The sequence below is a fragment of the Halobacteriovorax sp. genome, from assembly GCF_048381875.1.
Lineage (GTDB): Bacteria > Bdellovibrionota > Bacteriovoracia > Bacteriovoracales > Bacteriovoracaceae > Halobacteriovorax_A > Halobacteriovorax_A vibrionivorans.
Window position 1 is genome coordinate 696,380 of record NZ_JBLXBP010000002.1, and the last position, 21,268, is coordinate 717,647.

Annotated in this window: 20 protein-coding genes and 2 tRNA genes; 13 read left to right on the forward strand and 9 right to left on the reverse strand. The window is 36.6% G+C overall.

The window, feature by feature from the left end:
• Positions 1–130 precede the first annotated feature (130 nt).
• On the forward strand, positions 131–1,078 hold the full coding sequence (locus ACN5L8_RS07670) for a hydroxyacid dehydrogenase (RefSeq protein ID WP_158536870.1): 948 nt from the start codon (positions 131–133) through the stop codon (positions 1,076–1,078).
• A 2-nt stretch (positions 1,079–1,080) separates the two neighbouring features.
• Entirely contained in the window at positions 1,081–2,349 is a 1,269-nt protein-coding gene (locus ACN5L8_RS07675; RefSeq protein ID WP_115361983.1) for an adenylosuccinate synthase, read from the forward strand.
• A 476-nt stretch (positions 2,350–2,825) separates the two neighbouring features.
• On the opposite strand, the gene mtaB is transcribed toward ACN5L8_RS07675, so the two are convergent.
• Positions 2,826–4,136 carry a tRNA (N(6)-L-threonylcarbamoyladenosine(37)-C(2))-methylthiotransferase MtaB gene (gene mtaB, locus ACN5L8_RS07680; RefSeq protein WP_419172756.1) on the reverse strand — a complete coding sequence of 437 codons (1,311 nt, stop codon included), beginning with the start codon at positions 4,134–4,136 and terminating at the stop codon, positions 2,826–2,828.
• Between the two features lie 202 nt (positions 4,137–4,338).
• Between mtaB and ACN5L8_RS07685 the strand changes: the two genes are divergently transcribed.
• The 4 genes from ACN5L8_RS07685 to ACN5L8_RS07700 all read left to right on the forward strand — a co-directional run bounded on the left by ACN5L8_RS07685 (position 4,339) and on the right by ACN5L8_RS07700 (position 6,847).
• Positions 4,339–4,415 (forward strand) — tRNA-Lys (locus ACN5L8_RS07685).
• Positions 4,416–4,447: 32 nt separating this feature from the next.
• Positions 4,448–4,525, forward strand: a tRNA-Glu gene (locus ACN5L8_RS07690).
• Between the two features lie 371 nt (positions 4,526–4,896).
• Complete coding sequence (locus ACN5L8_RS07695; protein ID WP_115361987.1) at positions 4,897–5,172, forward strand: hypothetical protein; 276 nt, start codon at positions 4,897–4,899, stop codon at positions 5,170–5,172.
• A gap of 235 nt (positions 5,173–5,407) precedes the next feature.
• Positions 5,408–6,847 (forward strand): hypothetical protein, encoded by a 1,440-nt coding sequence (locus ACN5L8_RS07700; protein ID WP_419172757.1) that lies wholly within the window; start codon positions 5,408–5,410, stop codon positions 6,845–6,847.
• Here ACN5L8_RS07700 and ACN5L8_RS07705 read toward each other — a convergent pair.
• Entirely contained in the window at positions 6,844–7,668 is an 825-nt protein-coding gene (locus ACN5L8_RS07705; protein ID WP_419172758.1) for an SDR family NAD(P)-dependent oxidoreductase, read from the reverse strand. The genes ACN5L8_RS07700 and ACN5L8_RS07705 overlap by 4 nt on opposite strands.
• A 196-nt stretch (positions 7,669–7,864) precedes the next feature.
• Here ACN5L8_RS07705 and ACN5L8_RS07710 point away from each other — a divergent pair, with 196 nt between their 5' ends.
• The gene (locus ACN5L8_RS07710) at positions 7,865–8,704 is read left to right on the forward strand and encodes a lipid A-modifier LpxR family protein (protein ID WP_419172759.1); all 840 of its coding nucleotides are present in this window, start codon (positions 7,865–7,867) and stop codon (positions 8,702–8,704) included.
• On the opposite strand, the gene ACN5L8_RS07715 is transcribed toward ACN5L8_RS07710, so the two are convergent.
• Positions 8,701–9,237, reverse strand: coding sequence for a GNAT family N-acetyltransferase (locus tag ACN5L8_RS07715; protein WP_115361999.1), 537 nt, complete (start codon positions 9,235–9,237; stop codon positions 8,701–8,703). The genes ACN5L8_RS07710 and ACN5L8_RS07715 overlap by 4 nt on opposite strands.
• Positions 9,238–9,414: 177 nt before the next feature.
• On the opposite strand from ACN5L8_RS07715, the gene ACN5L8_RS07720 reads away from it, so the two are divergent.
• Together ACN5L8_RS07720 and ACN5L8_RS07725 are read left to right on the forward strand one after the other, a co-directional pair.
• Positions 9,415–9,660, forward strand: coding sequence for a hypothetical protein (locus tag ACN5L8_RS07720; RefSeq protein WP_334678778.1), 246 nt, complete (start codon positions 9,415–9,417; stop codon positions 9,658–9,660).
• A 73-nt stretch (positions 9,661–9,733) separates the two neighbouring features.
• Positions 9,734–10,156 (forward strand): MarR family winged helix-turn-helix transcriptional regulator, encoded by a 423-nt coding sequence (locus ACN5L8_RS07725; protein WP_158536871.1) that lies wholly within the window; start codon positions 9,734–9,736, stop codon positions 10,154–10,156.
• On the opposite strand, the gene ACN5L8_RS07730 is transcribed toward ACN5L8_RS07725, so the two are convergent.
• Positions 10,153–11,022: a radical SAM/SPASM domain-containing protein gene (locus tag ACN5L8_RS07730; RefSeq protein WP_120404153.1), complete on the reverse strand. Its 870-nt coding sequence runs from the start codon at positions 11,020–11,022 to the stop codon at positions 10,153–10,155. The genes ACN5L8_RS07725 and ACN5L8_RS07730 overlap by 4 nt on opposite strands.
• A 102-nt stretch (positions 11,023–11,124) precedes the next feature.
• On the opposite strand from ACN5L8_RS07730, the gene ACN5L8_RS07735 reads away from it, so the two are divergent.
• Positions 11,125–12,003 carry a hypothetical protein gene (locus ACN5L8_RS07735; RefSeq protein WP_334678777.1) on the forward strand — a complete coding sequence of 293 codons (879 nt, stop codon included), beginning with the start codon at positions 11,125–11,127 and terminating at the stop codon, positions 12,001–12,003.
• Between the two features lie 52 nt (positions 12,004–12,055).
• Here ACN5L8_RS07735 and ACN5L8_RS07740 read toward each other — a convergent pair whose 3' ends face one another.
• The 5 genes from ACN5L8_RS07740 to ACN5L8_RS07760 form a co-directional block, all read right to left on the reverse strand.
• Positions 12,056–13,183: a hypothetical protein gene (locus tag ACN5L8_RS07740; RefSeq protein WP_419172760.1), complete on the reverse strand. Its 1,128-nt coding sequence runs from the start codon at positions 13,181–13,183 to the stop codon at positions 12,056–12,058.
• An 81-nt stretch (positions 13,184–13,264) separates the two neighbouring features.
• Positions 13,265–14,209, reverse strand: a complete 945-nt coding sequence (locus ACN5L8_RS07745) for a hypothetical protein (protein ID WP_115362005.1) — start codon at positions 14,207–14,209, stop codon at positions 13,265–13,267.
• 36 nt (positions 14,210–14,245) lie between these two features.
• Positions 14,246–16,303: a DUF4105 domain-containing protein gene (locus ACN5L8_RS07750; protein WP_120404150.1), complete on the reverse strand. Its 2,058-nt coding sequence runs from the start codon at positions 16,301–16,303 to the stop codon at positions 14,246–14,248.
• 128 nt (positions 16,304–16,431) lie between these two features.
• On the reverse strand, positions 16,432–16,704 hold the full coding sequence (locus ACN5L8_RS07755; RefSeq protein ID WP_419172761.1) for a hypothetical protein: 273 nt from the start codon (positions 16,702–16,704) through the stop codon (positions 16,432–16,434).
• A gap of 88 nt (positions 16,705–16,792) precedes the next feature.
• The gene (locus ACN5L8_RS07760; protein WP_115362008.1) at positions 16,793–17,470 is read right to left on the reverse strand and encodes a TetR/AcrR family transcriptional regulator; all 678 of its coding nucleotides are present in this window, start codon (positions 17,468–17,470) and stop codon (positions 16,793–16,795) included.
• Positions 17,471–17,664: 194 nt separating this feature from the next.
• On the opposite strand from ACN5L8_RS07760, the gene ACN5L8_RS07765 reads away from it, so the two are divergent.
• From ACN5L8_RS07765 to ACN5L8_RS07775, 3 genes are all read left to right on the forward strand, one after another.
• Positions 17,665–18,318 carry a lysophospholipid acyltransferase family protein gene (locus ACN5L8_RS07765; RefSeq protein WP_115362009.1) on the forward strand — a complete coding sequence of 218 codons (654 nt, stop codon included), beginning with the start codon at positions 17,665–17,667 and terminating at the stop codon, positions 18,316–18,318.
• Between the two features lie 149 nt (positions 18,319–18,467).
• Complete coding sequence (locus ACN5L8_RS07770) at positions 18,468–20,180, forward strand: ABC transporter ATP-binding protein (RefSeq protein WP_419172762.1); 1,713 nt, start codon at positions 18,468–18,470, stop codon at positions 20,178–20,180.
• Positions 20,181–20,278: 98 nt separating this feature from the next.
• On the forward strand, positions 20,279–21,247 hold the full coding sequence (locus ACN5L8_RS07775) for a YheT family hydrolase (protein ID WP_120404148.1): 969 nt from the start codon (positions 20,279–20,281) through the stop codon (positions 21,245–21,247).
• Positions 21,248–21,268: the final 21 nt, after the last annotated feature.

Consider the following 21,268-nt stretch of genomic DNA (forward strand, 5'->3'; position numbering starts at 1 on the left):
AATAATTATTTCTAATGAAAAACTAAAAGGCAACTTACAAAAAGTTGCCAATAATAGGGTTACATGTAGTGGCCAACGTTCTATAATCGCAGCACAACTAAGAAAACTTCAAAAAGCTATGGAGGCCTTTGTGAAACCATTTATTGTCGTATGTGACGGAATGGATGCTGACGTATTTGCATCATTACAAGCTGTAAGTGAATTTGACGTACATCCAAAAGCAAAATTAACTCAAGATGAGATTAAAGAACTTCTTCCAAAAGCAAGCGCTCTTGTTATCCGCTCTGCTACAAAGGTTCAAGAAGAATACTTAGAGCTAGCACCAAATCTTAAGTACGTTATTCGTGCTGGAGCTGGTACAGATAATATCGATAAAGTTAAATGTGGTGAGCGTGGGGTAAAAGTTTCTAACACTCCAGGTGCAAATAATAACTCGGCAGCGGAGCACGCCGTTGCTCTTATGATGACTGTTCTTAGACATACTGCTGCAGCAGATGCCACAATGAAAAACGGTGGTTGGGACAAATCAAAGTACACAGGAAATGAGCTAACAAATAAGAAAGTTGGTATCGTTGGTTTTGGTCAAATTGGAAAGATCGTTGCTAAAAGACTTCAAGGTTTTGAACCAGAAGTTAAATTCTTTGATCCATTTTGTGAATCAAGTGATCTAGCATACGTATCAAAGGCCCAATCAGTAGAAGAAATTTTTGAAACTTGTGACATCATTACACTTCATACTCCTCTAATGGAAGAGACGAAAGGAATGATCAACAAGGACTTATTTAATAAAATGCAGTCTCATGCTATTTTAGTTAATGCTTCTCGCGGAGGAATTGTTAACGAGGAAGACCTTGTTAGTGCTCTTAAAGAAGGTAAGCTAAAAGCAGCTGGCTTTGATGTATTTGCAACAGAGCCACTTGAAGAAGACTCTCCCCTACGCCAAATCCCAAATCTCGTATTAACTCCTCACCTAGGTGCTGCAACAGATGAAGCACAATTAAGAGTTGGAGAAATGGCAGTAAATCAACTTAAAGAATACTTTTTAAATGATAATTTACTACACGAGGTTAAAGCTTAATTATGAAATCACTTGCGATTATTGGTTCTCAATGGGGAGATGAAGGAAAAGGAAAAATCACTGATCTACTTGGATTAAAATGCGATGTTGTTGTTCGCTACCAAGGAGGAAACAACGCTGGTCACACGATCATTGTTGGTGAAAAGAAAGTGGTACTACACTTGATTCCTTCAGGAATTTTACACGATCACTGTGTCTCAGTTATTGGCCATGGTGTTGTTCTAGATCCAGAAGCATTCTCTAAAGAAATAGAAAATGTTAAAAACTCTGGTCTAACTGTTACTCCTGAGAAACTTAAGATTTCTTCGAATACCTCTGTTATCACTTTTTATAACCGTCTTCTTGACGGGCAACGTGAGGCCAAAGGTCCAGTAAAAATCGGAACAACAGGAAAAGGAATTGGCCCAGCTTATGAAGATAAAATTTCAAGAAAAGGGATCAAAGTAAAAGACCTTTTCGACAAAGAAGTTTTAACTGAAAAGCTAAAGGCAAACCTTTTAGAAAAAGAAACTCTTTTCACTAAATTATATGAGTGTGAATACCCAAGTGTTGAAGAAGAAGTAGAAAGACTTATGAGTCTTGCTAAAGAACTTGAACCATTTGTTTGCGATACATTTAGCTTCCTTGATGAAGCAAAGCGCGCTGGTAAGAAGATTCTTTTTGAAGGCGCACAAGGTGTTCTTCTTGATATCGACTTTGGTTCATATCCATTTGTTACATCATCTTCAACTGCTTATGCAGGAATTTACTCTGGAGCGGGACTTCCAGGTGGTACCGTTGAAGAAGTTCTAGGGATTACAAAAGCCTACACTACTAGAGTTGGAGAAGGTCCATTCCCTACTGAATTATTTGATCAAATGGGTGAAGATATTCAAACTAAAGGTGGAGAATTTGGAGCGACAACAGGACGTAAGAGAAGATGTGGATGGCTTGACCTTCCTCTTCTAAAATACTCTGTTAAATGCTCAAACTTAACTTCCATTGCGCTGACTAAGCTTGATGTTCTAAGTGAGATGGGACCACTTCAAGTTTGTACAGGATATGAGTACGAAGGACGTACAATCGATTGTGCCTATCCAGGAATTGATCTTTCAAAAGTTAAACCAATTCTTAAAGAAGTTGCTGGTTTTAACGATGACTTCAAAGGTGAGCTTTCAAAAGAAGTAAAAGATTATATCGCACTAATTGAAGAGGCGATTGAAATCCCAGTTGGAATCATTGCCTTCGGTCCAGAAAGATCTGAAATTAAATTTCTAAAAGAATACTTCTAATTAATCATTCAAAATAAAAAAGACTTTTGGCCTAGGTTCTACCTAGGCCTTTCTATCTTGAACGTTGTTTTGGGAGATGGCCGTTGCAGACTACCATCATTGAGGCGAGCGCCCTATTCAGAGCAACTCATTGGCGTGTGTGATATAGGTTCTATCGCATCTTTTCTAGAGCGATGTATTTTCTTACTTTCTTAGTCAAAAGGTCTTTGTGCCATACCGGAGAGAGAGAGATGATCGAAATGGCACAAAGCTTTTGTACTCGTCGATAGGGACTTTCTCAGGGAGGGACAAGTTGAGATAAGCACAAGGTGTAAGAGGAGTTTTAAAAGCAGAACAAAATAAAGCTTACTTCCTTTTGCGTTCCCTATCGACAAGATTAGAATACGCAAAAGTTGATATGCATTTGTTCAACTATTGTTAGGAATCGGTTTTAAATTGTTAAAAAATTGTCAAAAGTGCCGTGAGCGGCGCAGCAATCACAGTAACTCTGCAAAAACCTTATTGTCTTTAAATTCTTTAAGCTGCACTTGATGAATTTGGTTCTTCAAATCTCCATCATGAGAAACTTTTACGCGAATAAAGTTGGATGTATAACCTTCCCAAAGTCCGTTCTTATCTTTCTTTTCAAAAAGAACGTTAGAAGTTTCACCAATAGAGTCTTCAGAGAACATATTAAGCTTAGCATCGCCTAACATCATCAGAGTCTTTACTCGACTCTTCTTTACTGGATGTTGGATATGGTCTTCCATACGTGCTGCAACCGTATTCTTTCTCTTAGAGTATGGGAACACATGAAAGTGTGTAATTGGTAATTCTTTTAAGAGGTTAAAAGTATCTTGAAATTGCTCATCTGTTTCACCAGGAAAACCACAAATAACATCGGCCCCAATCCCAGCATTTGGAAAACGTTCAATGATCTTATTTATAATGCGACGATAATCTTCCACAAGATACTTACGCTTCATCTTTGTGAGGATCTCATCATTTCCACTTTGCATAGGAACATGAAAGTGATCAAGAAACTTAGGTGAAGAGGCCATATAATCAAGAAGCTCATCTGTGATAGTATTTGGCTCAACACTTCCAAGGCGAATTCTCTCTAGGCCTTCAAGTGCATTTAACTCTTTCAAAAGATCCAGAAGTTTTTCACCTGACGTTGTTTCGTATTCACCAATATTAACACCAGTGAGAACAATTTCTTTAAATCCTTGAGCAATAACACTCTTTGCTTCTTCAATCGCCTGAGCGATTGAGACGGCCTTAGAGCGTCCACGAGCAAAAGGAATAATACAGAATGAACAAACGTAATTACACCCGTCCTGAATCTTTAGAAACGCTCTCGTGTGACCTTCTTCTTTTGAAGTTGCCGCACCAAAGAAATCCTTAGATTTATCAATATGAATGGTATCGGTTTCATCTTCACTTAAATAATCAAAGACTTTATATTTCTCACTCGTTCCAAGAACAAGATCAACACCAGTCATTTTAGCAATGCGTGGGGCATCCATTTGGGCGTAACAGCCAGCGACGACAATCTTTCCATCAGGAGAAGCTCGATGGGCCTTGCGAATTAAGTTGCGGCACGTAGAGTCCGCACCATCCGTTACTGTACATGTATTAATAAAAGTAACATCAGCACTATCACCAAATTCAACAACCTCATATCCACGCTCAACAAAGCCTTGAGAAATTGTTCCCGTCTCTGAAAAATTTAAACGACATCCTAAAGTGTGGAATGCCACTTTTTTTTGTGAATTATTATCTGTTGAATTTACTTCTGTCGTCACTGAAGTCTACCTTTATAAAGTCCTGTATTAATCGGCTTAAAATAGACTATTTCGGCTTTCGTGACAAGTTAGGCGATAAAAAATACCATGAGTAAATAAATTTAACTTCCTAAAAAAATTACCATTTTTCTTAACTTTTTTGAAAATCAGCATTGACTTCTGAACCAAGAACACTTATATTCTATCTCACCAAAACACAGATGGTCTCTTAGCTCAGTTGGTTAGAGCATCTCCCTTTTAAGGAGAGGGTCCTGCGTTCGAGTCGCAGAGAGATCACCATTTTGGTTTCCAAATCCGGGAAATAAGTTAGCGCTCCCATCGTCTAGCCCGGTCTAGGACACCGCCTTTTCACGGCGGTAACAGGGGTTCGAATCCCCTTGGGAGTACCAGTTTTATATTAGGCCAGATCTTAGATCTGGCCTTTTATATTTTAAGGCCCTATTTATCTGGGGATTCGAACTTTCACTAAATTTATATTTCCCAACTACTAGCTTTGATCCGAAATCACGCGAGCTACGCTCTTTGATTTCTTAAGGCACATTCATCTGTGCTTCAAAACTGCCCTTTGGGGCACTTTTGCCGCACGATGCCCCTTGGGAGTACCAGTTTTATATTAGGCCAGATCTTAGATCTGGCCTTTTATATTTTAAGGCCCTATTTTTCATTCAACCTCTAATTCATCAAATAAAATAACTAGACTAACCATTTCTTTAGAAGATATGTTCGTGAAAAAGTCACTAATAGATCATATGGAGGGGATATGAGATTTCTAGGTTTATTTTTCATCTTAATAACATTAAGCACTCAAGCATTTAATCTACCAGTTGTTGGAATTGGTAGATCGGGAAAAAAACATGAAGCCTATGAGGCCATGATTTCTTGGTGTGATAAAAATAAAGGTCAAATGGATGGTTATATTTGTCGTCGTGTAAGTAGTGAGGCCCACTGCTCATACAACACTTATGTATGCTCAGGGATTTGTATTGTTGGTGAAGAAGCATTAACAGAAGAGGCCCTAAGAGACTTTCAATTTTAATTGAAAACATTTCAATACTTTAGCACTATCAGGTACGAGATTGCGTATAAGAAGTTGCGATACGCGTCTCGTCCTGAAGCTGTATACCCGCTCTATCAGGGGTCTTCAAAGTAACAAAAACTGCATAAATATTTGTCATAACCCTGTTTAAATTACAAAAAGCACGTACCATACTGTGAATAAATACTATATATTGTATAATTAATACTATTTATTAAGGGGTGTACTAAATAGTATGCAAGCGAAAGACTACTTCCATTTGAATCAAAAATATCGTGAGTTCTTTCAAATGCACGTTTTGGCAGCAGTGATGATGATTATCATCTATATTGCCTTCTCATATTTTAATATTGAGCCTCACCTTTTAAAGGCCTTGAATCTTCTTATTCCATTTAATTTATTAATGGCATTTTGTTTTCATAAGAAATACTTTAAAAACCACTTAACGGGCTTCTTTTTTTTCACCGTTGTTGTCGAAAGTTTAATGTGGACTATTTACCCACGTTTGGCCGGATACACTCCAGCCAGCTCTTTTTGTTATATTGCTGCCATTATTATTTTGGCCTTTCATCTTCAGCATACAAATATAAAGTACTGTCTCCTGCACTTTCTTATTATTTCATTTAATAATTTTATGCTTGATGATCCCAATCTCGTATTAATTACATTTCTTCATATATTCATTACAACTGTGAGTTCAATCCAATCGATTATTTTTAGAAATAACGCTACTGAAATTCTACATAAAAAAGAATTCCACAAGAATATTTTAAATCTCAAAAGCTACTTCGCTCATAACTTATTAAATCCCATCAATAATATATTGAATGTCTTTTCTTCTGGGATTAAAGATCGAAAGAAAATAGAAGAAAGCCTAATTAAAAATAGCTCTCGTATCGAAGATTTTTTAGACGAAGACTTCGATGACGTTGACCACCTACTCGACTATCAAGTTGATATTTTCAACATTCCAATTTTCAATAACTTTAAGAAGTCTTCGATTATAGTCATCTTATCGATTTGTTTATTCTATATGCTCTATACAATTGATATCCATGCATCGATTTCAAATATCTCATATACTGGCCTAGCAATCGTTATAAACTTTCTAGTTTTTGCCTTTCATCTTTATAAGACAAAGAATCACTACTCTATTCAGAAAGTAAGTTTCTTTTATCTGCTGATAGCACAAATTCTTTTTTCAGCTAAATATTACTTCAGCCATGAGTCTGCTGTCTCACTCTCTCTACTATTGAGTAGCCTTCTATTTACAATAGTCTTAGCGGCCAATACTCGAGAGAAGTATATTTATATTTTATCGACAACGGCTTGCCTTCTCTCTCTTGTCACTGCAGATACAACACATATTATTATGTTTATTTCCTTTATCATTTACTTTACGAAAGTCGTCCTAGGATTCTATTTTAAGCATGAAATTATAAATGCAAGAATTAAAGACCTTGTTAAACAAGAAATATCTTTTGAATACTCAAATAAAATAGAGAAAAACCTAATTCCACTTTTTAGAAACCTTAAAAAAGATATTGATAACTTTATTATGAATAGTAGTGATAATCTCGATACAGAGGTTTTAAAAAGTGCACAGAGCCTCACCGAAGCGGTCTATATACTTAATCAAACAGACGAAAATGGCCAAACAGATTTCAGAAATTAATTAGATAGAGACTTTGCTAATTCAATGGCCTCTTGTACTTCATTGCCTTTAAAGCCTCGTTTTTCAATATAGCGTCGAAAAAAGCCACTCGCCTTTGCCACTAAAGTCTTGCGCTTAGGAATGACAACTAACTCAGCTCGATCTTCGAGGCCATTTAAGATCTCATCCACAACTTCTTCAACAGTGATCATTTTCCAAGGGCCTTCTTTATTTCCCCCCCATAATTTGTGCCCCACAGGATCACTCGTTACATTATCCATTAATGGAGAAGGAAAGAAAGTTGGATGATAGCTTCCAACATCGACTCCGAGATGTTTTACTTCTAATCTAATACTATTGCATACAGCGAGCATTCCGGCCTTACTAGCAGCATATGATGCCTGCAAAGGACAATGAACAAATGAGGCCATCGAGCAAATTGCAGCGAGGTAGCCCTTGCTTTCTTCAATATACGAAAGTGCAGCCTTAAATGTTCTCCATGAACCATTTAAATTTATATCGATAACTCTTGAGAAGTCTCTTTCATCAGTTGTCGTCATTGGTGCCATTTGAGTTATACCAGCATTAGCAATAACAATATCAATCTGTCCGTAATGATCGTTAACTTTGGCCATTGCTTTTTTAATCGATTCGTAATCTGTTATATCAACTTCTAATCCTAAGGCGTTGAGCTCACTGGCCTGCTTATTAACTTGCTCGACATCAAAGTCCATTAATGCAAGCTTAGCTCCTCGCTTTTCTAATTCAAGACTCAAGGCCTTTCCTAGTCCTCCAGTTGTACCGGTAATAGCAATGACTTTGTTTTTAAGATTACTTTTCATGATTATTCTAGATTGTCTTTAATGATCTCTCCTTTGCTCCTTTATAACATGTCATAAAAGGTAGGGTTTATAACTTGTAAATATGACAGTGTTCATCTTAATTAGGTAAGGACCATTTGCCGACAATAAGAATCAAGTATTAAGAACATCCTTCCTACATTGAGATTCGGGAAATTATTAGTGGTAAACTTTTCTAGTGAGGATATTATCAATACTATTCCTATTTGTAATTTCTCCTTTATCTTTGGCCCAAAGTAAACGCGCCAATGAGCTTTCTATTAAATTTGATAATGATGCTGCCTTTGAAACAGATAAGTACTACTCCAATGGAATTGAACTTATGTATAAAAGGAGGTTTGGTGGTCAAAGCTCATTATCAAAGTTTCGTCTTGGAGTTGCCCACAAGATCTTCACTCCAGAAGCAACTCTGAGTACAGCTGTTGTCGAAGGAGACCATCCATATACAGGATTACTCTATGGAATCTTTGGATTTAGCCACGTCAATAATAGCTATTATCTAAGGGCCGATCTCTGGTATGGAAAACAAGGCCCAGATGCAAAGGCCGGATCACTTCAAAATCTCTTTCATCGTATGACACCATCATCTCAAGTAAATGGATGGCAAAATCAAACAAGTAATCAAACATTTTATAATGGTGAGTTTAAGATTATAAAAATTAATCGAGGTCCCATTTTTGAATTCTCTCCCTGGCTACAAGGGCACACGGGTGGGCTTCTTAGAGATGTAGAACTTGGCCTTAAGATGGCCATCCATCTTGGTTTTCTTGAATTCTTTACAAATGGATCTGTTGTAAATAATTACTTCAATGCCATTTTACAAGGCTCAAAGAAGCAAGATTCTACTTATGTAATTGCCAGCGAGGATATGAATGATATCTACTATAAGGCCGATGCAGGATTTCACCTTCTCCTACAATCATTTCGTCTAACTTTAAAAGTGAATTATTATAGCGCTCAATTTGAAGGAGCAAAAGATCATACCTACGCGACTTTAGAGACAGCTTTCTACTTTTAATCTCTAAGAATTGAGTAATATTTCATATCCCAAAACTTATTGCGATGATAAATCTCACGTCTTAATGTTCCCTCATAGGTCATTCCAAGCTTTTGCATAACCCTCTCACTTGCAAGGTTTTCAGACTTACATCGGCATTGAATTCGCTCGATATCAAAGTGCTCAAAGCAATACTCAATAACAGCATCTGCCGCTTCTACAATTATCCCTTGTCCCCAGTACTCATCATTTAGGACATAGGCCAATTCCATACTCTTATTCTTCGTTGATACCCAAAAGCATCCTACACAACCAATCAACTTTCCCTCACCTTTTAAAGTAATGGCAAAAGGCTCGGGAACTCCTTGCTCGTAATTTGAAAATGCATATTTTTCGATGAAGTCGATACTATCCTGGACAGATTCATGAGGCTCCCAAAGGGTGTATTTTGATATATGTGGCTTCTTGCCATATTCGAAAATGGCATCTTGGTCACTTAGTCTAATTTCTCTAAGCTCAAGTCGTTTTGTTTCAATTTTTGGTGGATGCCACATTTTTACCCTCCCCAGGAGATTCACTAAATATCAGATTTTATTATAAAGACAAAAAATTTACATAGGAAGTGCATTTTTCTATTGTGCGAAATTTGAGACAGGAATATTATATAACCTAGATATATAAATAAGGTATATATCTTGAGTATATACTAATAACTTATGAGGAAATTAATGATGAAAAAGCTTAGCCTACTGTTACTCCTATCTTTGATGTTCAACACTTCTTTAACGTTTGCACAAGAAGATTGGTCAGACTCAACAAGTGAGACTGAAACAGCAACAGAATATGAAAGTTCTGATAATGCACCAGCAACTGATTGCTCGGCGACTGATGATTGTGTAGATACTTCGTCAGAAGAATCATCTGCACTTGGATCAGAGACAACGTCCGATGACTCTGATCTAGAAGTCGAATATTAAACCCTTTTCGCAGCGGCCATAGTGGTCGCTGCCTTCGTTTACTAACCAGCTTTATCGTGTATATAATATGCTTGTGAAAGACTTAGCATTTTCAAGAATACTTTTAGATATTATGCCCTTTATTGTTCGCTCAATTAGAGACGAAGTTAAGGCCGTGGCATCTCCACGTATTTCCTATCCACAATTTAGGGCCTTATCAAATATCGGTCGCGGACTGACGACAGTGGGTGAATTGGCCGAACATCATGGGATTAGCCAACCCGCCATGACAAAGACCATCAATATTCTTGTTGATGAAGGACTTGTTACAAAGAAGAAGTCAGTTGAAGATGGAAGACTAACACTATTAAGCTTAAGCACTAAGGGCCAGGGACTTTACAATGAGGTTTGGTCAGAAGTTCAAGAAAAGATCTCAGTAAAGCTTAAAGACTTTCCTATAAAAAATAGGAAGATGATGGTTTCAAATCTTGAGAAATTAAAAAGTATTATTAGTTAGGACTTTTGAAATCGATTGATATAAGTACAATGCTTACAGAACTCCTCAACTCTCTTATTATTATCAAAGCCTTTTCTCATTGCTATTGCTCTGTCTGACTTTAATATACCAGCAAGGTCTTGTTCAAATGCATTTCCTAGTGGAATCTGACATTCCTTATCCAGACAACAAGGTACGACTGTACCGTCAGCATGAATTCCAATATGTGATTTAAGAGCATGGCAACGTCCGATCTCTCCTTGATTTGGAAGATCCCAAGACGGCCAGTCAAAATGCGTATCAAAATGAAGGTAGACACGATTCCAAATTCTCTTACTTTTAATTGATTCAACTTGTGTACGACGATTTACTTCAATATCGTAAAAGCGCTCAAGAATCTGGAAAACTTCTTCATTTTCTTCCATAATCTGCTCATTTCGACCGAGATTCCAAAGTCGATAATTCACATATGTCTCAGGTGAGACTTCATTTAACTCACGAGAGAAATCAAGAATAGGACGCAAGTAAGTGTAGAAATCGCGATTGGGGAAATTATCTTTATAACTTTGTATTGAAAAGTTTATTTGCCTAAGAACCTTGCTTTTTAGAAGGATCTCTTTTCGATTGGCAATCACCACACCATTAGTCGTTATCTGAACAGGTACGTTATTTTCTTCACATATCTCCATCATCTTAACAAAGTTAGGATGGGCCAGCGGCTCCCCCATTAAATGAAGACATACTTGTTTCGCCAAAGGCTTTGCTTGCTTTAGAACCTTTTCAAAATCCTCAGGGCCCATGACTTTATTATCACGTTCCACCACTGGACAGAATGAGCACTGCAAATTGCAAATATTTGAAATTTCGATAAAGATTCTGTCTAACATAATCCATTTCTAACACGCTTCATCATGGCATGTCATGCTTTTTGACGAATGGCATATAGCACTCGATAATTATTATATTCAACAAAACTTAGGGAGTTCAAAATGAAGCAATTTCTATTGGTATTAGCTATTTTTATAAGCTCGGTATCGGCCCAAGCAAGCCTTGATCAATTCTGTAAATCAAAGAAAGGCGATACTGGTCACTATAAGAATGGTGATAACTACTATATCTACAAAGGAGCTTTTCTCTATAAATTTGAAGAAGATCAAATTAGATTGATCTTTTCAAAATATGAAATCCGGTCAGTAAGAGAATACGATGATAAGATCTATATCCTTACTCCAGACTATGTTTTTGTCCACCGTCTCGGTGACTATGAATTCGTCACAAGTTTTCCAACTACCGATCAGCAAATGACAAAGAAGCATCAAACGGCTCAAGATATGGCAATACTCAATGATAAACTCTTTATCGCTCACGGCTCACTTGGCCTAATAAAGATTGACCTTCTTGGAAATAGCATCGAATCAAATCATCAATTTGACCTACCTCACGAAAGAGGACAAGTATCAACAGCAACAGGAATTGATACTTATAATGGAAGACTTTTTGTGATGCTCGATAATGTTACTTACAACTTCTCAACAAAGAAAAGGGCCTATGAAGGACTGGTTATCTTAGACGAAAATATGAATCAACAAAGAGTTGTTCCAATTCGTCAAAATAGAGAAGCACTACATATGCCAAAGGCCATTATTTCTGGCGGATTCCTTATTTCAAGAAATATGCAAAACCTATATTTTTATAAATTAAGTGAATTAGACCGAGTCAGAACACTCTGGCCCAAGCGTAGACTTTACGACTTTGCAGGAGTGGATTTAGACTCAAATCCTTGGATATCAAATGGACAAGTATATGGATGCTTTAATCGATATGATGGAAAAGGTTTTGAATACATGCACAGAGAATTTCAATTATAAAATAAGAAAGCCTAGCATTTGCTAGGCTCTCCTCTCTTATGAGAATAAAGTTTTATTTAACAAATTCAATATGTCCTTCATTAATTCTCTCCAATTCCTCATCTAAATTAGGAACAGAAAGTTTTAATTTAATATAGGCATCAATTTCTCTATCTCCAAGAAGAGCATTTAAGTCTTCTCCATTAACAACATTTTCATTAATCATATTTCTGATAAGATCACGTAGCCCCGCAAGACCTTCAACATCACCTCTTTCAACCATTTGTTCAATTTGTTCTCTTTCTTTTCTATTGAAATCAAATAAGTGTGAGATTCCAGTTGTTGCTTGTGAAACTAGGTAGAAAGCAGCACCAATCCCTTCTGTAGTTAACGAAATACCATTTCCAGTATACTGTGTACCTTTTTCAAGATTGTCAGCACCAACTAGGAATGTTGTTAGTTCAGAAGATTCTTCACTGGCCTTAGCAATAAGTTCAAGTGCCTCTTCTGTTGCCATTGAAGAAATATCAATTGGCTTCTCGAGTACTTTTGAAAGGAATTCATTTAAGTCCGTTAAAAGCTCTGATCCTTTTGTTGTCGCTTCTAAAGCTAGTTCTACAATTCTCTCAATTCGTGAAAGACGTGTTGCCTTCGATAATAGCTTTGCAACTTCTTCTGTTGCCATCGATGTAATATCAATAGGCTTCTCTAATACTCTTGATAAGAATTCATTAATATTTGTCAGTAGCTCTGATCCTTCTGTTGTACCTTGATAAGCAAGGTCTAGAATATGATCTAGAACCTCACCAGTTTTCTCTAAGCTTGGCTCTAGGAAAATATAGATTTTTCTTGAAGCTTGAAGGCCGGCCTTTGTAGCATCTCCAGATACTTCAAAAACCATCGCAATTCCATCGGCAGTGAAACGGAATACTGGTTTTGAGACTTCAGATATTTTAATAACTTGTTTAGCAATTTGTTCAGATGTACGGTAAGAAGACTGAAGACTCTTTGAAATTAAAGCTTCAAGTTGTTCACCAGTAATATCTGCGACTTCAACTGTTTTATCAATTGAGCTTTTTCCGGCATCATATAATGCCTCTGATACTTTTGAAGAAGCACCTAGAGATGCATCTCTCATTTCAACTGCGTTTGCTTGAAGTGCTATTAATGTAAGCAATACTGCTGCTGTCATCTTTTTCATTTCTATCCTCTCTGTGTATATGTATGTTTTGTTATTTTGTCTTATAAATGGGAGCCTAAAATGGCCCCCCAATAGGAATGATTATTTAATTCCGTATACTTGTTTAAGATTTTCTTCTAAGTTAGGAACTGTAAGCTTAAGCTTGATATAAGCATCTACTGCATTGTCATCAAGTAGAGCATTAAGATCTTCACCATTTGCGATATTTTCGTTGATATTGTGTCTGATTAGATCACGAAGACCTGCTAGACCTTCAACATCACCTCTTTCAACCATTTGCTCAATTTGCTCTCTTTCTTTTCTGTTGAAATCAAATAATTGAGAGATACCAGTTGTCGCTTGAGAAACTAGGTAAAATGCTGCTCCAATTCCGTTAGAAGTTAGAGAAATTCCCTCTCCAGTATACTCAATACCTTTTTCAAGATTTTCAGCACCTAGTAAGAACTCAGAAACCTTAGTTGACTGCTCACTTGCTTTTTCAACTAGCTTTGCAATTTCTTCTAAAGTCATTGTTGTAATATCTAGTGGCTTTTCAAAAACCTCTGATAGGAATCTATTAATATCAGTAATTAGTTCAGATGCTTCTGATGTTCCTTCAAATGCAAGTTCGATGATTTCCATTAAGAATTCACCAGTTTGCTCAAGAGTTGGCTCAAGAAAAATATAGATTTTCTTTGAAACATCAAGACCTGCCTTCGTTGCATCTCCAGATACTTCAAATACCATTGCAAGACCTTTACCAGTTAAACGGAAAGCTGGCTTAGATACTTCTGATAGCTTAACGATCTGTTTAGCGATCGTCTCTGAAGCTCTGTAAGATGACTGTAGATTCTTAGAAATAAAAGCCTCTAATTGTTCACCTGTAAAATCAGCTACTTTAACTGTTTCATCTGTAGCACTTTTTCCTGCATCATAAATAGCTTCTGAAACTTTTGAAGAAGCACCAAGAGATGCATCTCTCATTTCAACTGCGTTTGCTTGAAGTGCGATTAGTGTAAGAAGTGCTGTTGCTGTCATTTTTTTCATTTTGTTCTCCTTTTTTTGTTTTTTGTATTTGTTAAATTATTGGTTTGAATAAATCTTCATTGACATAATTCGTGATTCGTTTCTTATATTTCTAATTAAATCTAGTACTCTTGCTAAATCTTGTACTTCATCTTCATAGTTTGCTTTAACATCTTCTAATAACTGGTTCTCCATCTCTTCTAATTCGTGGGCCTTTGTATTGTGACGTTCAAAGTCTGAGTCCTTAACAACTAGTGGAATTCCATAATCATGGTCATTTGGTTTAACTCTTGTTGATTTACGAAGCTCATTCCATCTGTTGATCCTTTTCCCAAGTTCAGTCTCTTCTTCCATATTCTTATCTAGGAAGTTACCAACTTCTTCATCAATATAAGCTTGCTTAATCTTAAAGATTGCACCTGTTAGAATTGAAAGATTCTTTAAACCCTGCTCAACATCTCTAGTTTCGCCAGCAAGTTTTAACTCTTCATATTTTTCAAATAAGCGATCAACATCAAATTCTTCTAAGATGTCTTTAATAAACTTTTCACGCTTAATCTTTTTATAGCGGTGGTGGTGCTGAGGACCAACTCTTCTGCGATATACTTTGTAGTCAGATTCTTCCATTCCAAATAATGACTTCTTAACATGTTTTAAAAGGTCGATATCACTTGGAAAGAACATTCCTTGCTCTTGGGCCTTTTCAAGGTCATCTAAATCTTCCTCATTTGAAAACTTACTTTCAGTAAACTTATCTAATAGTGAGTAAGGCAGAATTACTCTTTCATGTGCAAAGTCACTACTAGGGAAAGCTGCTTGAAATAATTCATTTGATTCTGAAGCACAATTGTTAGTGATAAACTTATAATCACCTTCGTACTCCCAATATGTTTCTAGAACTTTATGGATAAAGTCACGTTTCTCTTCTTTTGATAAATAGATAGGTTGGCTAATTAGGTCTCTTAACTCTCCACCATTGTACTCATTAAGTACTTCTGGAAATGAAAGCATAAATAATACTGAATCATATCCACCAAAGACACCTTTTAACATGTCACTTTTAATATCTGAAACGTTGGCACGATAAGATAGAACAACATGGTATAATTTATCTTTTAGACAGTTCTCATCGACCTTCTTTCTAAAAGGAGCACAAAGAACAATTCTAAACATTGAGTGACCAAAACCAGAAATTACAGAGTCACCTTTTGAAGCAAGTAAGTAATCAACACGATAAACACGATCTGGGTTTATATCTCTTACTGTTTTAAGATCGTCTAAAACAATCTTAGAATAGATTTCACAATTATTATCTTCAAATGGCCTGTGATTTAATAACTCACTATAGAACTTATAATAACTTGGTCTTTTACACTTATAGTCCTTATCCATTAAAAAGAATTCAAAGTTAACAGCATTATGCTCGTCTAGATTTTCATATTCGTACGAGTCTGCTGATCTCTTATTTGAAAGATTCTTTGTTTTCTTTTTAAAGAATCCCTTCTTCCAATTTGCTAATTTAAAAAATGAATGTAGTCCACTAATCGACTTTCTATTTCTCTCTTGTGAAAGTACAGCACGACATTCTGAAGACACATGATTGCGATCTTCTTTTTCTCTTTCACAAATACGTGCCTTTGATTTATGCTCGTCCGTTCTGACATATTTTAAGTCATAGAGGTGGGCAAGTTCATGTAGAATAGTTGCCTGGGCTTTACGAAGATAATTTCGATGACCACAGTTAAATTGAACTGTGTCTTCTTCATTGTTGATAATCTCGTTTATAAATAGAGAAGATATTTTTATTTCATCGCGATTAAAGAAACTTACTTTTCCATACTTAATCCCAGCTGCATCATCACAACGATTTGTAGGAAATTTTGAAAAGGCTTCATTCTCTTTAAATTTCGTAAAGGTAATTTCAACTGCTTCACCAATGGCATCGCGAACCGTGGCCGGAACTTTCTCATCAACATTAGATAGGAATCTTTCAATATTAGGAACTAGGTCTTTTGGGACACTCTTCTTATTAAGCTTAAACACTGGCCCACTATAAGAGAAAGCCACTGTTGTTAATAAAGTAGTCACTAAGTACTTAAAAGTTTGTTGTTTCATAACATTCCTTAAACAGTTGTCTAAAACTTGTTCAGCTTGAGATAGTTAACTAGCTGAATCTCGTTCTCATTTGTTTGTTTGGAATATTATGTTGCAACCACTGTGCCAAAACTGATTTTGTTCAGTGTTTAATAGTTATTCACCCCACTTTCAATATCTTCGATATTTTCTCCGCATATACGCAATGGAGCCTGACCATTATAGCTAAGAGGAATTGTCTCCAGTAGAGTCCCCACAGCATCATCTTCATCCAGATAGCCTCGACATTCTATTGAGTTATTTCCATAAGTAATAACTTTATAGGAATAGAAGCTGGCAGGAGCCCTTTCACTTAGCTCTGGAGTTTCTTGAATACACGAGAAAAGTATTATCAGTAATATTATCCACTTTGATTTGTTCATAAGGAGCATATCGGTCTAATTCGAATGGTGAGGAGTTAAGAAAAAATGAAAAGGGAGCTTGTGGCCCCCTTTAAAAAAATCTGAATCGCTAAAAGTTACCTGTATTCGAACCTGAACCAAAGCCTTGACTTGAGTTTGCGCTGGCCTCTGAACTAGCAGAGCTAGAACCTAGTCCACCTAAAAGGTGTCGAGAAGTGAAACGTATATAATCAATACTTTCTTCTGCACCAAATGAAGAAGTGTAAGCATGAAAGCTTGATAGGAAGTGGTGCCAAAGCATTCTTCTAAAACCTTCCTCTTCTTCTGTTCGAATAATTATTCCTGCACTTCTAAAAAGCGGTTGAACCCATCCCCAATAGAGATCAATAATCTGAGGAGTTAATCGTGCTCCAACTGAGTCCTTATCTGAGACATTCTTTGTGTTGTATGCCAAAGACAAGAATTCATCCGCTATATTCTTATGAATCATTAACTCTTGGAAGACCTCTTTGTAATTTGCTGTGAGGTTATCTGCATTTGACATCGACTCATCAACCTTGAATGGCCGTTGAGTAATTGCCGCGTTCAGATTCTCTCGAAATAAACTAAAGATAACGTCTTCTTTCGACTTAAAGTAATTATAGTAAGTTCCAATTCCCAATCCACACACCTGGGCCAATTCTCGCATTCCTACTTCATCGACCCCTTTTTGAGTAAATAATTCCATTGAGTTTTTTAGAATCATTTCTCTTGTTCGTTGTTTTTTAATCTCACGTAATCCTGCCATAACACCTCCTTCATGGTCAGCGTCGAACTAGCAGCTCCCGAGCGATTCAGTCGAGAACTCTTTCTATATTGATCATAGTCGATAGATGAATGACGCTCATCTTAATTAAGTTAAAAGATGGTAATTCATTGGTAAAAATTTAGTCAGAACACCTTCATATTTACGAAGTCGAGCTTTTTACCTATAATTTGCGAATGAAATTCCTACTTAAATTAGTTCCGACATTAGTCTCTTGGTATTTACGATTTGTCAGACTGACTTCTAAGATCACTGTTTTGAATAAAGAAAATCTTGAAAAGGCCAAGAGCATGAGCAAGCATGGCAATTATGCTCTCGCTGCTTGGCATGAACACTATCCTACAAGTGTAATTAGTGAGATTGATACAGGTATGATTGTCATGGCCTCTAAATCAAAAGATGGAACACTTGCAGCAGATACTGTTATGAAATTAGGCTTTACTCCAACGCGAGGAAGTTCATCACGAGGCGGTGCCCAGGCCCTCGAGTCCATGATCAGTCAAATTTCGCAAACTAGTCTTTGCGCTGCAATTACGGTGGATGGGCCGCGAGGACCTCGCCACAAACCAAAACGAGGAATAGTTCACGTTAGTCACGAATGTGAAATACCAATACTTCCAATTCAATGTGTTTCCAGTAGACATATCTGCTTTGAAAAAAGCTGGGATAAGACGAAGCTTCCAAAGCCATTTGGTCATATCTACATCAATTACGGTGAACCTTTTTTCGCAAAGGGTCTAAATAAAGAAGACCTCATTAAGTATTCTGAGCAGATTGTCGCATCGCAAGAGCTACTAACTAAAGAAAATCGTCTATACGTCGACTTCTAAATACCTAAATATACGTAATTAAATCAGAGTTTTTGATGAATTAAGTCGTGAAATTATGTGTCGGAAGTGGTAGAAATTTAAGTTAGTATTAAGAGTTCAATAAGAATACATTATATAAATACTTATTAAATATCAGAAAGTGAGATGTTATGGCAGAAAAGTTGCTTGAAATTAAAAACCTAACAGTTGAATTTCAAACTGAAGATGAATCAGTAAAGGCCGTCAAAAGCCTCAACCTATCAATTCCAAAAGGAAAAACTGTTGGACTTGTTGGTGAGTCAGGGTCTGGTAAATCTGTTACTTCCCTTGCAATCATGGGCCTAATCCCTAATCCTCCAGGTCGTATCAGCGAAGGTGAAATCCTTTATCATGGTGAAGACCTAACAAAAGTTTCAAATGAAAGACTTAGACAACTTCGTGGAAATAAGATCGCAATGATCTTCCAAGAGCCTATGACTTCATTAAACCCAGTTTTTACAACTGGTAACCAAATTGATGAAGTACTAATGCTTCACCAAGGGATGAATAAAGAAGAAGCTCGCAAGAGAACAATCGAATTATACGAAGAAGTTGGTATTCCGGAGCCTAGAGAATCAGTAAATAAATATCCTCACCAAATGTCAGGTGGTCAAAAGCAACGTGTAATGATTGCAATGGCAATGGCATGTGAGCCAGAACTTCTAATTTGTGATGAGCCTACAACAGCTCTTGACGTTACAATCCAAAAGCAAGTTCTTGAACTAATGTTTGATCTACAAAGAAAGCACGGAATGAGTATGCTATTCATTACTCACGACCTTGCTGTTATTGCAGACATTGCAGATGAAGTTGCCGTAATGTTTAGAGGTGATCTTGTTGAGCAAAACACTACGAAAGCACTATTTGAAAATCCACAACACCCATATACAAAAGGGCTTCTAGCTTGTCGTCCAAGTCTTGATGAAAACCCAGTTAGACTTCTAACTGTTGATGACTTCTTAAATGCAAAAGAAGATATTGATGTTTCATCACTTGAGATGAAGAAGCCAAGAGCAATTAGCGAAACAGAAAACCCAGTACTTCTTGAAATCAAAAACTTCAATAAGCACTTTCCAATTAAAGGTGGAATCTTTGGGCGTACTGTTGATTGGTTCAAGGCCGTTGATGATGTAAGTCTTCAGGTTAGAAAAGGTCGTACCCTAGGACTTGTTGGTGAGTCTGGTTGTGGAAAGACTACTCTTGGGCGTTCAATTCTTAGACTTCTGGAGCCAACAGCTGGTGAAGTTATCTATGATGGAATTAACGTTACAAACTTAAATAAAAAAGAAATGAGAGAAATTAGAGAGAGAATGCAAATCATTTTCCAAGATCCATACTCATCTCTTAATCCACGTATGACTATTGGTGATATTATTACTGAGCCAATGGTAATTCACGGTATTGGTTCAACAAAGAGAGAAAGATATGATGTTGCGGCCGACCTTCTTGAAAAAGTTGGTCTTAAAGGTGATCACCTTAACCGTTACCCACACGAGTTCTCTGGTGGACAACGTCAAAGAATTTGTATCGCACGTGCCCTATCACTTAAGCCAGAATTTATCATCTGTGATGAGTCTGTATCAGCACTAGACGTATCAGTTCAGGCACAAGTACTTAACCTACTTCAAGACCTTCAAGATGAGCTAGGTCTTACATATATCTTCATTTCACACGACCTATCTGTTGTTAAGTATATCTCAGATGAAATTGGTGTTATGAACAAAGGTCAAATTGTAGAATATGGTCCAGCTGAAGAAGTTTACCATAATCCAAAAGACGAATACACGAAGAAGCTTCTTAGCGCGATCCCTAGAGGGGTTCCGAAAGAGCTACTTCAAGAATAAAAGAAAGTTAAAGTTTAGTTCATAAAAAGAAAGGAGGCACAATGCCTCCTTTTTTTTATTGAGACATTTCGTATATAATAAGTTGATGGAGGTTATATATGCCAGTCATTCAATCTGAATATCAATGTCATCAATCTCTTAAGAATGGCCATATTCAAACATTGATTCCATTCTTTATCCGATGGGGTAAGCCACATGAGCTCCTCACTCGTACCTTAACAACTCCCGATGGAGACTTCTTACGCTATTACGTCTCCAAAGCAGAAAATCCATTAAATCATGTCATTATCATTAGTCATGGCCTAGAAGGCAACGGTCGAGATCGCTATATCATCGATATGAAGAAGAAGTTTACGGCCCAAGGTTATGATGTCATTTCATGGGATATGCGATCTTGTGGAGGAAAGCTCAATCGTACAAAAAAGTTTTATAACGCTAAGGACTTTAAAGACCTCGAATTTTTAATTGAAAATATTGCTGATGACTATGAGAAAGTTTCTTTAATGGGAATTAGTCTTGGTGGGGCGATTACAACAAATTACTTAGGAAGAAATTGCGATAACGTTCATCCTAAAGTCTATCGTGCCTTTATTCTTTCCTCACCACTTGATTTAAATGCAAGTAATAAGAAATTGAGAACTGAATTTTCGCGATTTATCTATCGCCATGCATTTGTCTACTCAATGAGAAAGAAGGTTATTGAAAAAGCCAAGGTAATGGATCTTCCTGTGGATCTAAATAAAGTAAGAAAGATTAAACATATTGATGAGTTTGATGACTATGTAACAGCTCCATTATATGGCTATCGAAATGGCGAGGATTATCGCTCTCAAGCCTCACCACTTGCCCATTTAGAAAAAATAAAAATACCATTTTATATTCTGAATGCTTATGATGATCCATTTCTATCAAAGGAAAGCTATCCCTTTAAATTGGCCAAAGAAAAAGAAAATATATTTCTTGAAGTGCCAAAACATGGTGGGCACGTGGGGTTTGTGAAGTCTTTTCGAGATGAGTACTACTGGTATGAATTGAGAATCTTAGAATTTTTAAAAATGAAAATATAAAAAAAGCCTCCATAATGGAGG

Coding starts and splice junctions, on each gene's coding strand:
- ACN5L8_RS07675 (WP_115361983.1), top strand. CDS start 1,081: ATGAAATCACTTGCGATTATTGGTTCTCAATGGGGAGATGAAGGAAAA.
- ACN5L8_RS07695 (WP_115361987.1), top strand. CDS start 4,897: ATGAGATTTCTAGGTTTATTTTTCATCTTAATAACATTAAGCACTCAA.
- ACN5L8_RS07700 (WP_419172757.1), top strand. CDS start 5,408: ATGCAAGCGAAAGACTACTTCCATTTGAATCAAAAATATCGTGAGTTC.
- ACN5L8_RS07705 (WP_419172758.1), bottom strand. CDS start 7,668: ATGAAAAGTAATCTTAAAAACAAAGTCATTGCTATTACCGGTACAACT.
- ACN5L8_RS07715 (WP_115361999.1), bottom strand. CDS start 9,237: ATGTGGCATCCACCAAAAATTGAAACAAAACGACTTGAGCTTAGAGAA.
- ACN5L8_RS07720 (WP_334678778.1), top strand. CDS start 9,415: ATGAAAAAGCTTAGCCTACTGTTACTCCTATCTTTGATGTTCAACACT.
- ACN5L8_RS07730 (WP_120404153.1), bottom strand. CDS start 11,022: ATGTTAGACAGAATCTTTATCGAAATTTCAAATATTTGCAATTTGCAG.
- ACN5L8_RS07735 (WP_334678777.1), top strand. CDS start 11,125: ATGAAGCAATTTCTATTGGTATTAGCTATTTTTATAAGCTCGGTATCG.
- ACN5L8_RS07740 (WP_419172760.1), bottom strand. CDS start 13,183: ATGAAAAAGATGACAGCAGCAGTATTGCTTACATTAATAGCACTTCAA.
- ACN5L8_RS07745 (WP_115362005.1), bottom strand. CDS start 14,209: ATGAAAAAAATGACAGCAACAGCACTTCTTACACTAATCGCACTTCAA.
- ACN5L8_RS07750 (WP_120404150.1), bottom strand. CDS start 16,303: ATGAAACAACAAACTTTTAAGTACTTAGTGACTACTTTATTAACAACA.
- ACN5L8_RS07755 (WP_419172761.1), bottom strand. CDS start 16,704: ATGAACAAATCAAAGTGGATAATATTACTGATAATACTTTTCTCGTGT.
- ACN5L8_RS07760 (WP_115362008.1), bottom strand. CDS start 17,470: ATGGCAGGATTACGTGAGATTAAAAAACAACGAACAAGAGAAATGATT.
- ACN5L8_RS07765 (WP_115362009.1), top strand. CDS start 17,665: ATGAAATTCCTACTTAAATTAGTTCCGACATTAGTCTCTTGGTATTTA.
- ACN5L8_RS07770 (WP_419172762.1), top strand. CDS start 18,468: ATGGCAGAAAAGTTGCTTGAAATTAAAAACCTAACAGTTGAATTTCAA.
- ACN5L8_RS07775 (WP_120404148.1), top strand. CDS start 20,279: ATGCCAGTCATTCAATCTGAATATCAATGTCATCAATCTCTTAAGAAT.